Annotated in this window: 9 protein-coding genes; all 9 read right to left on the minus strand. The window is 42.5% G+C overall.

Translation table 11 applies throughout. The annotated features are described in order from the left end of the window. Positions 1–196: 196 nt before the first annotated feature. Entirely contained in the window at positions 197–2,761 is a 2,565-nt protein-coding gene (locus DWZ47_RS25660) for a glycosyltransferase family 1 protein (protein WP_004297649.1), read from the minus strand. Between the two features lie 37 nt (positions 2,762–2,798). Further along, positions 2,799–4,460, minus strand: coding sequence for a glycogen/starch synthase (locus tag DWZ47_RS25665; protein ID WP_117515132.1), 1,662 nt, complete (start codon positions 4,458–4,460; stop codon positions 2,799–2,801). Positions 4,461–4,662: 202 nt separating this feature from the next. Then, a complete protein-coding gene (locus tag DWZ47_RS25670; RefSeq protein WP_004297644.1) occupies positions 4,663–5,127 on the minus strand; it encodes a V-type ATP synthase subunit K in 465 nt (154 codons plus the stop codon). A 74-nt stretch (positions 5,128–5,201) separates the two neighbouring features. After that, positions 5,202–7,019, minus strand: a complete 1,818-nt coding sequence (locus tag DWZ47_RS25675) for a V-type ATP synthase subunit I (RefSeq protein WP_004303856.1) — start codon at positions 7,017–7,019, stop codon at positions 5,202–5,204. Then, the gene (locus tag DWZ47_RS25680) at positions 7,016–7,621 is read right to left on the minus strand and encodes a V-type ATP synthase subunit D (RefSeq protein ID WP_004297640.1); all 606 of its coding nucleotides are present in this window, start codon (positions 7,619–7,621) and stop codon (positions 7,016–7,018) included. The genes DWZ47_RS25675 and DWZ47_RS25680 overlap by 4 nt, the downstream gene beginning before the upstream one ends. Positions 7,622–7,728: 107 nt before the next feature. Further along, positions 7,729–9,057 (minus strand): V-type ATP synthase subunit B, encoded by a 1,329-nt coding sequence (locus DWZ47_RS25685; RefSeq protein WP_004297639.1) that lies wholly within the window; start codon positions 9,055–9,057, stop codon positions 7,729–7,731. Between the two features lie 29 nt (positions 9,058–9,086). Further along, a complete protein-coding gene (locus DWZ47_RS25690; protein ID WP_004303858.1) occupies positions 9,087–10,847 on the minus strand; it encodes a V-type ATP synthase subunit A in 1,761 nt (586 codons plus the stop codon). 17 nt (positions 10,848–10,864) lie between these two features. Next, positions 10,865–11,707 carry a DUF2764 domain-containing protein gene (locus DWZ47_RS25695; RefSeq protein WP_117515134.1) on the minus strand — a complete coding sequence of 281 codons (843 nt, stop codon included), beginning with the start codon at positions 11,705–11,707 and terminating at the stop codon, positions 10,865–10,867. Positions 11,708–11,718: 11 nt separating this feature from the next. Next, positions 11,719–12,309: a V-type ATP synthase subunit E family protein gene (locus DWZ47_RS25700; protein ID WP_117515136.1), complete on the minus strand. Its 591-nt coding sequence runs from the start codon at positions 12,307–12,309 to the stop codon at positions 11,719–11,721. Positions 12,310–12,810 lie beyond the last annotated feature (501 nt).

Consider the following 12,810-nt stretch of genomic DNA (forward strand, 5'->3'; position numbering starts at 1 on the left):
GGCTTTTCCAAAGGCCTTGAAATTTATACAAGACTGTCTCAAATAGAAAATGAGACAGTCTTTTTTATTTGCGAGACTTTACGCCTCACTCTCCAAACAGATAAAAAATTCAGCCCCTGTCATTCTCAAAGAATACAGGGGCTGAATGTATGTATGAAAGTGAGGGAAATATACTCCCCTACTTTTACTCAAGCAATTAGATAAACCAACGTACGTAGCAGAAGTCCTGACGGTGTGGAAGTTCCGGATTCTTCGGGAACATACGGTAAGACACCTTGAAACTACCTGCATTTGACAAGCTGTGTTTAACCTGGAATGTATACAAGTCGCCTTCTTTCTTGACTACACTGAACGGTTCTACAGAATAAACATGTTGTTTTCCGTCTGCAGTTGTGTAAGTAGTAACCAATTCAAGTCCCACTGCATCATTCAAGCCTTTTTCATCGATAACGTAAGTAATAGTATATTCTTTTCCGCTTTCGATATCACCATTCTTCAGCTCTTCTACCTTGTCACAAGATACGATTTCAATAGAATCCCATTTAGCAACCACATCTTCTTTCCAAGCTGCGATTTCTTTTGCTTTTGCATTATCGTTAGCAGCCAAAGTCTGGAAACGTTTTGCCAGTTTGCAATAGAACTTGCTATAGTAATCATCCAACTGACGCTTCATGGTATAATGAGGAGCAATCTGTGCGATAGAATTCTTCACCACTTTGATCCAGCCTTCAGAATATCCCTTCTTATTACGTGCATAATACAACGGAAGGATTTCAGTTTCAAGAATACTGTAAATAGTAGCAGCATCCAGCTGATCCTGATGTTCCTGATTCTGGTAAGTACGTTTTTCAGTCAACGCCCAACCTGCACCTTCACGGTAACCTTCCAGCCACCATCCGTCTAATACGGAGAAATTGACAACACCGTTCATCAAAGCTTTTTCACCAGATGTACCGGATGCTTCCAACGGACGAGTCGGAGTATTCAACCAGATATCAACGCCGGAAACCAGACGACGAGCCAGTTGCATATCGTAATTCTCGAGGAAGATAATCTTACCCAGGAATTCCGGACGACGAGAGATTTCAATGATACGCTTAATCAAGCCCTGGCCTGCTCCATCGTGCGGGTGAGCTTTACCTGTAAACAGGAATTGTACCGGATAATCAGGATTGTTCACGATCTTAGAAAGACGATCCAAGTCGGTGAACAGCAAGTGTGCACGTTTGTAAGTAGCAAAACGACGGCCGAAACCAATCAGCAATGCGTTCGGATTGATCTTATCCATCAGTGAAACGATACGAGAAGGATCTCCCTGGTTCTTCAACCATGTATCGCGGAATGACTTACGGATATAGTCAACCAACTTATTCTTCATAGTCATACGAGTCTTCCAAATCTCTTCATCGGGCACATTGTAGATAGCTTCCCAAATCTTAGGATTAGACTGATCGAACCAGAAGTTTTCGTTGAAATATTTAAAGTATAATTCTTTCCATTCTGTTGCACTCCAAGTTGGGAAGTGAACACCATTCGTTACATATCCTACGTGGCTTTCTTCCGGGAAATAACCTTTCCAGATAGAAGAGAACATTTCTTGAGAAACTTTTCCGTGCAGCCAGCTTACACCGTTCACTTCCTGTGAAGTGTTACAAGCAAAAACAGACATACAGAAACGTTCGCCCTTGTCGCCCGGATTGTTACGTCCTAGATCCATCAAGTCATCCCATGAGATACCCATTCTGGAAGGATAACCACCCATATATTTGCCGAACAAACCTTCGTCAAAATAGTCGTGACCTGCAGGCACCGGAGTATGAACAGTATAAAGAGAAGAAGCGCGAACCAACTCAATAGCCTGGTCGAAAGTCAATCCAGTAGCTACATAGTCGCAGATACGCTGAACATTAATCAATGCAGCATGTCCTTCATTACAGTGATAAACATCTTTCTTGATACCCAGAGCTTTCAGAGTCAGGATACCACCGATACCCAACAAGATTTCCTGTTTCAAACGGTTTTCCCAGTCACCACCATAAAGCTGGTGAGTGATAGGACGGTCGAATTCGCTGTTCATTTCATTATCCGTATCAAGCAGATACAAAGAAATACGTCCAACATTCACACGCCATACGTTTGCATGAACAAAATAATCAAGATAAGGAACGTCAACTATCAACGGCTGACCATTGGCATCCATTACGCGTTCAATAGGAAGTTGACCGAAGTTCTGTGCCTCGTAGTTGGCAATCTGCTGTCCATCCATAGACAACGTTTGAGTAAAGTAGCCGTAACGATACAAGAAACCTACCGCACACAAATCAACATTGCTGTCGGAAGCCTCTTTCAGATAGTCACCAGCCAATACGCCCAGACCACCGGAATATATTTTCAGGACGCTGCTCAAGCCATATTCCATGCTGAAATAAGCTATAGATGGGCGTTGCTCATCCGGCTTCACATCCATGTAATCTCTGAATTTCGTATAAACTTCATTCATTCTTCTTAGAATCACCTTGTCTTTTGCCAGCGCTTCCAGCTTCTCATAGCTCATACGTTCCAACAACAGTACTGGATTCTGTCCACATTCTTTCCAAAGTTCCGGATCTAGATCTCTAAACAGTTCAGTCGCTTCAAAATTCCATGCCCACCAAATGTTGCGTGCGATTTCAGACAACTTCTCCAACTCTTCCGGTATACGTGATTTCACAGTAACCTCTTTCCAGTTGGGAGTATTCACATTACTAACTTTGATTTTCATAATGTTTTCGTTTACTTATTGATAAATAATTTCTTTCTTAACTCAACTGACGTATCCTTGCCTTACGCAAAGCGATATCATAAGCTTCATAATAATATTGTATAAAGTGCTTCCATAAAGCCTGCTCTGCAACTTCAGCAGCACGCTTACGGATTTCCTTCACCTCTTTATCAGTCTTATCCGCAAACAACGTAATCGTATCTTTGATACCATCCGCCACTTCCGAATAATTATAGTCCGAACGATGCAGCACTTCCACTCCATCATTAATGCCATGCTGGTTCTTCAGGCTGTTTACCCAAAGTCCGAATCCTGCCAGATCCGTAGTGATTGTCGGCACATGGAAAGCTACACTTTCCAGCGGAGTATATCCCCACGGTTCGTAATAAGAAGCATAGACACTCAAATCCTGCCCCAGCAATATATCATAATATTCTTTATTCATGATACCATCACGACCATCCAGATAACAAGGAACAAAAATCACCTTTACCTTATCTTCCGGACGATTGCCCATTCCCAGATATTTCAACATGTCCAACACCTGGTCATGAGTCATATTATGCAGCCAATGAGTGATAAACGGTACTTCGAGGGGAGTGTCGAACTTATCTTTGCTCTTCAAACGTGCCTGCAAATCCTCGCGAGGCTCTCCCACCCAACCGGGTACATTGATGAATGCCAACACATTCTTATGCAGTTTCTTATCCCTGTTCAAGCGGTTTAATGATTCCAAAAAAACATCAATACCTTTATTCTTAAACTCATATCGCCCACTGGTTCCGACAATTAACGTATCATCACCCAGATTTGTTCCCAATAATTTATTGGCAACACTAAGCATCAAGGTACGTGCGCGCTTACGCTTGCCGGTAAACGTGCTTCCTTTCGGCACAAAATCATCTTCAAAACCGTTCATCAAAACAACATCTGCCGGTTTATCCAGTAATTCCTTGCATTCATTATTGGTTATTTCACTCACCGTAGTAAAACAGTCTACATAATGTGCAGTCTGTTTCTCAATCGAGTGTTTCGATTGCATGTTCAGTTCCTGCGCCATCTGGTCGCCATTATAAGCAAACAGATAGTCATACAACGGCTTATTATTGCCGGCAATGGAACGACCGATAGACGTAGCATGGGTCGTAAAAATAGTAGCAACCTCCGGCACAGCTTCCTGTACATAAAGTGCTCCCATTCCAGTCATCCATTCATGTGCCTGATATACCACCTTATCCGTTTCCGTCAGATTGTAGCGATAGAAACTCTCCACCACTCTTCCTGCGGCATAGGAAAACATAGAAGCCTCGTCGTAATCGCCATAGGCGTGCAACGAATCTACTTGATAACGATTCCACATTTCTGTGTATATATCGTCTTTCTTTTCAAAAAAAGGTTGGAAATCAATAAGAATGACTATGGGTTCACCGGGGATATTCCATCGTCCCACACGGACAGAAAGTTCGTCTTTCTCAAGCGCATGCTCTTTCCAGGCAGCACATAGGTTATCCGACTCGATGAATAGAGGGTTTTCTTTTCCTTGCCATACATCAGGACCTATGAAGAAAATTCTGTCGCGGAACTTTTCCTGCAATGTATTTGCCCGTGTCGACAAGACGGTGTATATCCCTCCCACTTTATTACATACTTCCCAGCTGGACTCGAAGATATAATCGGGGGTTAATAAATCTTTTACCATATAATATATTAAAACTCTTTTTAGTATGCGAGTGCAAAAGTACACATTATTCTTTGAAAAATAATACTTTATGCGAAAAATATGAGTTAAGAAGAGGAAAGAAACGTTGCCCTATAATGAAAAAAGAATATCCCCTTGCACATGCAAAGCAGCATGTACAAGGGGATTGAAAGTCCTTTATAGGAAATATTCTTGCTAAAAATTATGCAACGAGTGCGCTACCAATCAAGAAGGTTGCAGCCAAAGCAACGATTGCATAGAGTTCGGGGAATACGGCAAGAATCAACGTATTGCTAAATACATTGTGTCCCTGTCCGATTGCTGCGATACCGTTTGCACAAACTTGTCCCTGACGGATAGCGGAGAATAAAGCAACCAATCCCAGAGCAATACCTGCACCAAGCACTGCTGATGCCTGGATAGGTGTAATTTCAGGAGTCAAAATACCGAAGATTGTCTGAAACATGAAATAACCTGCAAAACCATAAAGACCCTGTGTACCCGGAAGAGCTGTCAATACCAGGAAGTTACCGAATGCACTATCATTCTTCTTCAATGCTCCGATAGCAGCATTACCTGCAATAGTTACTCCGTAAGCACTACCGATGCCCGACAAACCAACCATAATCGCGATGCCAATGTAGGCGATAAACAAATTCATTTCCATAATCTTATTCTATTTTTTATTGTTTAATTCTTAAAATATTAATTCTCAATTTCTAATTCTTAATCTTCAAATTTTCAATTTCTGAACGGTTTGTACTCTTTACCGCCTCCTTCATATCCGGAGTTCTTGAAGAACTCAACGAACGTCAGACGCATCGGGTGAACCATTGCACCCAGCACATTCATAAAGATATTGATGGCATGACCGATAACGAAAATCAGTACCATAACAATCGGGCCTGCTATTACATTATCCGGACTCATACCTACTGCCAGGCTGTTGAATACTCCCGCCAAAATACCTCCGGAAAGTCCGAGGGCAAACAGACGAACGTAAGACAATACATCGCCAAGCAAACCGGTGACCATATTATATGAATCCCATAATCCCAGTCCGATATTCAGGAAAACATTCTTTCCCGGACTGTTATAAAGGAAGATCATAGCAGCCGAAACACCCAGAATAACCAAATGCACTGTACTTCCCATCGGCATTACCTCCGGCAACAAAGCCGAAACTGCCATGGAAACCAGCAGGATGATCCATCCGATAGTTGCCACTGCATATTTGAAACCAAACTGAATAGTCTGATTCACCGCCTTCAACACCATACCGAATAGTATCTGAATAGCTCCCAATATCAACGATAATTGGAACATATCATTGTTATCCATCAAGACGGCATGTTTCAGACGTTGAACAATCGGCCAGTTCAAATCGTAGATATTCGCTCCGAAGAACGTACCTGTCAGCAAACCGCAGAAGAATGTTGAAGCAGCCAATACCTGTATCAATGAAATGATCGACTTCATTGACGGAGTCACTTTCTTCGCCATCAACCGATAGGCCGTAGCTCCCAGAAACAGGAACACCCCATATCCGGAATCTCCCAGACAAAGTCCGAAAAAGACCATAAAGAACGGGGCAAAGAACGGAGTCAAGTCCAATTCATTATACTTCGGAAGCATATACAACTTACAGATCGGTTCGAACCAGGCAAAGAATCCCTTATTATTCAATCGAATAGGAACATTATCGCCCGGCATCGGATCGGTAATCTCATAATATACATGTGCGTCATTCAAGTAAGCCTCTATTTCCACTTGACTGAATGCAGGTGCCCATCCTTCAATTAACATCAGTTTGTCACCGGCAGTCTGTTCGGAACTTAACACCACCTTAGAGAACTCAATCTGGCTTTGCAACTCTTTCAGAGCAGCCTTCAAGGAAGGAATTTCTGTTTCGGAAAACGTAACCAGCTTCTTTTCATTCTCTTCAACGGCCTGTTCGGTCGTATTGTAAAGCGTTTCAAGGTGTGCCAAAGAGTATGCAGGTAATTTCGCCTGTTCTACATCCAAATCCACTTCCTGCCCGCCTTTCGTCAGAGTCACGAAGAATACTTTAGAAGAGATACGGTTCACAATCATTGCATTGTATTCCGTTTCCCACTCTTCCTTGTAATTTCCTTCCGAACAGCTATAAAAACCGATTACATAACCGGCATTTTTCAGCTTCTGAACATTATCCGGTTCAAAGTTACCCCAGGCTTCCAGCGCTTCTTTCTCTTTGGCATAGCTTTGCAACTGCTGTGACAGCTTTCCATGCTCTGTTTGCAGGGCATCCACTTCGTCCAGCACTTGCATACCACGGGCAGCCGTTCCACCTTCCGTAGCAATTACAGCATTCTTTTCATGCTTCTGATTCTGAAGCAACTTCAAGGTAGCCGCCAAGCGATTGGAAAGACGAATATTCTCCTGCAACTCCGTGTTATCAGCAGCCCCCTGTTGTTTCTCCACAATATGGACTACCCCAAGTTCACGCAGACTGTTCAGGAATTCTTCATACTCTTTGTGATAAACCAGGAATGTGAGTTTCTTCATTTTTGTAATCATGCCTCTACCTCCTTCCTTTTTTCTTGATGGGACTTCATGATCTTTTGCGAAGATTTCGACAAGTTTTCTTCATCTTCCATGAATCGTTTGATCTTTCGCAATGCATCCTGATAACCCGGTATCTGCACCTTCTCAAAAAGGTTCACCTTTTGAGTGGTCTTTTTCCTTGCATGTTCTAACAAGTTCAGCTTGGCGAGCATAAATTCACGTTCAATTGCCGTATGAGCCAGCTCTTCCAATAGATGGATACCGTCGGCATACCATTTGGGAGCATTAAACATACTGTACGGACGTATCTCGAATTCTACATTCTCGAGCAACGGTACGCGCACACCCGCAATCTTTTTCACGCCAAGATGAACATCATTCACCTTTATTAATGAAGCGTCAAACTCATTCCAAAGGGCGAACATGGCTTCATAGGCTTGAATTTGTTGTTCGAGCCTATCCTCCAGATCGGCAGCTTCCGTTTTACAGCGTTTCACTTCCATGCGGAGGGCGCTTTCCTTATTCTTAATGATAGGAAGCGTACGCACCCGCACTTTCAGTTGCTTTTCGAGCTGCTGAAGAGAGGTTTTGTTATATTGAAACTTTATAGCCATCTCGTTGATTTACTAATTTAACAATTTACGACCAGACGATTGAAATTACTTCTTATAAACATATATAATCCGTCCACTATCATCCTAATAGCAAATCGTCTAATTGTCTAATTATTTTGTTTCGGCCAGTATTGATCCACCAAGTCTTTCTTGATATTCACTTCTTCCGGACGGAAATATTTACCGAACAAGCCCCAGGCAACGTCCAGCATTTCAGTAGTATCAAGATTGACATCAATAGCCAATAACTGATTGGAATAGTCCTTCGCAAAAGCCAACGTACGTTCGTCGTAGTTGGTCAGGTCGAAACCATTTTCCATCTTCGTCTTAGCGTTAGCGGCATCGGCATACAGACGTACAGCGGCATTCATCACTTGCGGATGGTCCTTACGTGTCTTCTTACCGGTTACCAGCTGTTTCAAACGAGACAATGAACGGAACGGGTCAACAATTACCTTACCGATATCACTATCACGACGCAGGAACAACTGACCTTCAGTGATGTAACCCGTATTATCAGGTACAGCATGCGTAATATCTCCACCAGACAAAGTAGTCACCGCAATAATAGTGATTGAACCACCGGAAGGGAACTGCACCGCCTTTTCGTAAATCTTTGCCAAATCCGAGTAAAGCGATCCCGGCATAGAGTCTTTCGAAGGAATCTGGTCCATACGGTTAGATACAATTGCCAACGCATCCGCATAGCTCGTCATATCCGTCAATAGCACCAGCACTTTCTCATTATTATTTACTGCAAAATACTCTGCAGCAGTCAATGCCATGTCCGGAATCAACAAACGTTCTACCGGAGGATTTTCGGTCGTATTCATGAAACTCACGATACGGTCCAGCGCACCTGCATTAGAGAACACATTCTTAAAGTACAGGTAGTCGTCATTCGTCATACCCATACCTCCGAGGATAATCTTATCCGTTTCAGCACGTAAGGCTACATTTGCCATTACCTGATTAAAAGGCTGGTCGGGGTCGGCAAAGAACGGAATCTTCTGACCCGATACCAGTGTATTGTTCAAGTCGATACCGGCAATACCCGTTGCAATCAGTTCCGACGGCTGTTTACGTCGAACCGGGTTCACAGACGGACCGCCAATTTCCACTTCCTGTCCTTCAATGTCCGGACCTCCATCAATCGGATCACCGAAAGCGTTGAAGAAACGTCCGGCCAGCTGCTCACTCACTTTCAATGTAGGCGATTTGCCGAGGAATACTACTTCGGCATTGGTCGGAATACCCTCCGTACCTTCAAATACCTGCAAAGTGACATCGTCACCGGCAATCTTAACCACCTGTGCCAGTTTACCGTCCACAGTGGCAAGCTCGTCATACCCTACTCCTGTCGCTTTCAGCGAACAAGTAGCCTTGGTAATCTGAGTAATCTTGGTATATATCTTTTGAAAAGCTTTTGTTGCCATCTTTGATAATTAAAATTATAAATTAAAGATTATGAATTGACACTTCTTTCGGCAATCAATTCCTTCAGTTGTTTCTGGAATCCTTCATACTGTTCCGATTTGAACTTCGAGTAGTTCATCTGCTTACAGACATTAATCATCTTCTTGAAGTAATCCATTACTTCGTTGAAGTTATCAAAGTCAAATTCCGTATGACAGATGTCGATTATCATGTTCAGAATATCTTCCTGACGTTCCATCGGAGTTACCGCATCAATTTCATCAAAAGCATCCTGTTGCAGAATAACAAAGTCAATCAATTCTGATTTCCAGAAAATCACATGATATTCTACCGGTACACCATCATCACCGAGAATATTGATCTGTTCGGCAATTTCCTTACCGCGCTGTAAACGGGTTTTCAGTTCGTTTACCTTTCCAATCCATTCATCGTTGATATGACCTTTGATATACTCCTCAAATTCCGGGTATTCGATATATTTTGAATAAGAATCAATCGGATTCACTGCCGGATAACGTTTCTTATCCGCACGATCCTGTTCCAAAGCATAAAAACAACGGGCTACTTTCTTCGTATTTTCAGTCACCGGCTCCTTCAAGTTACCACCCGCAGGAGATACCGTACCGATAAACGTAATAGAACCCGTTTCGTCATTACTTAGTTTTACATATCCCGCACGACCGTAGAAGTTGGAGATAATAGCCGAAATATCCATCGGGAAAGCATCCGGCCCAGGCAATTCTTCCATACGGTTGGACATCTCACGCAAAGCCTGTGCCCAACGGGAAGTAGAATCTGCCATCAACAAGACTTTCAATCCCATGGAACGGTAATATTCCGCCAGTGTCATTGCTGTATATACAGATGCTTCACGGGCAGCTACCGGCATGTTGGAAGTATTCGCAATGATGATAGTACGTTCCATCAACTTACGTCCCGTATGCGGGTCTACCAGTTCGGGGAACTCGGTAAAGATTTCCACCACCTCATTGGCACGTTCACCACAAGCCGCAATGATAACGATATCCGCTTCCGCCTGTTTAGAGATAGCGTGCTGAAGCACTGTTTTACCAGTACCGAACGGACCGGGGATAAATCCTGTACCACCTTCCACAATCGGATTCAGCGTATCAATCACACGTACACCAGTCTCCAATAATTTGAAAGGACGCGGTTTCTCCTTATAATTCGTCATCGCACGTTTCACGGGCCATCTCTGAATCATAGTCACAGGAATATCATTTCCTTCTTCGTCTGTCAGGATGGCAATTGTATCTTCTATCTTATAATCACCTTCCGGCATGATTGTTTTTACGGTAGCCGTTCCTTTCATAGTGAACGGGGCCATAATTTTCAGCGGCTGGAAGTTTTCATCCACCTGTCCCAACCATGCAGAAGCCTGCACTTTGTCACCTACATTCGCTAAGGGTACGAAGTGCCATACACGTTCTTTATCCAACGGATATGTATATTGTCCTCTTTTCAGGAAAACTCCATCCATCTTGTCGAGGTCATTTTGCAGACCATCATAGTTTTTCGATAGCATACCCGGGCCTAATGTCACCTCAAGCATGTGTCCTGTAAATTCGGCTTCGGCGCCCACTTTCAGTCCACGTGTGCTTTCAAACACCTGGACATATACATGTGAACCTACAACCTTAATCACCTCCGCCATCAACTTATCACCACCGGTCGAGATATAACAAATCTCATTCTGAGCTACCGGTCCGTCAACGACGAGGGTCACCATGTTGGCAATAACGCCACTAACAGTTCCTTTTGTTGCCATATATTTTTTTTATTTTATTATCTGAATTCTGCAGGAATCTGCACTTCGTTCTTCAGCGATTCGATAATGCTTCTGAACAACTGATTACCTCTTTCCTTATCCAGTGAAATCCACCGTTCAATCATTTCCAGCTTCAGCAGGAAAGCGAAAATACGTTCGATAGTGAAATAGTCGAAGAAAATAGCATCCTCCATCCAATTCCACCGCAAAGCATCCAACTTCTTCTCACGCTCCACCAGTTCTGTAATCTCACTGATTTTCACTAACGATTCAAACACATCCACCTCACCGGACAATCCGAAATCGCGGGCACTCGATGTACGCAATGCTTCGCATACTTCCGTATTTCCCACAACGTTGGAAGCAATATCCCATTTGAATTTACGGCTAGTAAATGCAACAAGAATATTATTGATGTTCAGGTTGAATTCAAACCAGGCAGAAACGAACTTATTCCCACAGTTCATCGCATACCCATAATATAGAGCAGCCAGATGATCCTCGTGTAAAACCGTACTTTCAGCCGGAGTATTCAGATAATCAGTAATAAAAGTGGATAGATAGACCGGAAATTCTTTAGGACTGATTTCTCCGCCTTCTCTCAGAATAGAAATATATTCAGAGAGTTCGTCAGCAGAGTAGTTTCCCCGTTTGTCGATTTCCGCTTCTTTATCTTTGAGAAGTTTCAGCACATTTGCATTATCAAACTTCAGATAAAACAAGTCAATCAACTTCTGGTCTGAAGCAGACAATCCATCGTAGATTTCAGTTTTAAAATCGGCTACTGTATAGCTCAGTTTGCTGTCTTCCAGCGAAAGTTCCGGCAAACCTGCTACCAAGTAATAGTACTTACTACTCATAGTCGCTTCTTTTAAAATAGCATTTCTACTAATTGAGGACGCAAGAACGCTTTGAAGTAATTCATGAATTCTTCTTCTCCGAAGTTCACCTTATACGAACCGTCCGCCGGAGAAACAGTGAACAGAGTTTTGATACCATTTACTTGCTGAATGGTCACCCCCTTGTCTAATAAAGCTTTTGCATGAGCTGCAAAATACTCTTTCAGCGATTCCGCATCGGCTGTTGAGATGACGATAGGTTCATCTATGCTCCATTTGGATGCCAATGCTACGATAAACGCATTCAGGTAATCTTTATCCTGAGCGAAATCTTTCACGGAAGCGGTTATCAACTTATCAGTTACCATTGTAGCGATTTCTGATTTGAGCGCATTCACAGCCTGACCGGCGAATAGTTTTAACTCTGATTTAGTATTTTCTGCTAACTCATCAGCAGATTTACGAGAGGAGTTTACAATTGATTCTGCCTCTTTTCGGGCATCCTCAATGATTTTCTTAGCTTCTTCCTGAGCATTCGCGATAAGTCTCTGCGCTTCCTCGTTTCCTTTTTCCACGCCTTCACGATAAATCTTATCGGTCAACTCTTGAATTTTGTTTTCCATATTAACAGGAGTATTTAGTATTATTACTATATTAACTATGTGTCCTTTGTCAGATTCTCGCCAAATTTACAAAAATCAATTTGATAAAAAAGAGAAAGAAGAAAAGAAAAAGATTTGTTTGCAAAAAAATCACAGTCCTACACCTATTTTATTCCGCTTTTTCCCCTTTTTTATTACTAAATGACACATTTACCGAATCTTTCAAGCCGGTAAACAAATATAAGGAATCTAAAAGACATTTGGAAATATGTATATACTTAAAACGACAAACAGGATACTAATACAAGATTAAATAACAAAAGCTATCGGTATTTCACCAAATTCATAGAAAACTAAAACTTCGGGGAGATCTATTCGACAATGACTTACCGGAAGACTGAAGATTGATAATTTTCGCAAAGTACCAAATGACAGAAGCCCCTTGACTCAAAATGAATCAAGGGGCTTCAAAAACGGCGGCTACCTACTCTCCCACTGTTACGCAGTACCATCGGCGTGACG

The sequence above is a fragment of the Bacteroides sp. AF32-8BH genome (assembly GCF_003435205.1).
GTDB lineage: Bacteria > Bacteroidota > Bacteroidia > Bacteroidales > Bacteroidaceae > Bacteroides > Bacteroides ovatus.

Excerpts from the sequence above, each read along its gene's own strand:
- DWZ47_RS25675 (WP_004303856.1), bottom strand. The coding sequence starts at position 7,019 with ATGATTACAAAAATGAAGAAACTCACATTCCTGGTTTATCACAAAGAG.
- DWZ47_RS25695 (WP_117515134.1), bottom strand. The coding sequence starts at position 11,707 with ATGAGTAGTAAGTACTATTACTTGGTAGCAGGTTTGCCGGAACTTTCG.
- DWZ47_RS25660 (WP_004297649.1), bottom strand. The coding sequence starts at position 2,761 with ATGAAAATCAAAGTTAGTAATGTGAATACTCCCAACTGGAAAGAGGTT.
- DWZ47_RS25700 (WP_117515136.1), bottom strand. The coding sequence starts at position 12,309 with ATGGAAAACAAAATTCAAGAGTTGACCGATAAGATTTATCGTGAAGGC.
- DWZ47_RS25685 (WP_004297639.1), bottom strand. The coding sequence starts at position 9,057 with ATGGCAACAAAAGCTTTTCAAAAGATATATACCAAGATTACTCAGATT.
- DWZ47_RS25665 (WP_117515132.1), bottom strand. The coding sequence starts at position 4,460 with ATGGTAAAAGATTTATTAACCCCCGATTATATCTTCGAGTCCAGCTGG.
- DWZ47_RS25670 (WP_004297644.1), bottom strand. The coding sequence starts at position 5,127 with ATGGAAATGAATTTGTTTATCGCCTACATTGGCATCGCGATTATGGTT.
- DWZ47_RS25690 (WP_004303858.1), bottom strand. The coding sequence starts at position 10,847 with ATGGCAACAAAAGGAACTGTTAGTGGCGTTATTGCCAACATGGTGACC.
- DWZ47_RS25680 (WP_004297640.1), bottom strand. The coding sequence starts at position 7,621 with ATGGCTATAAAGTTTCAATATAACAAAACCTCTCTTCAGCAGCTCGAA.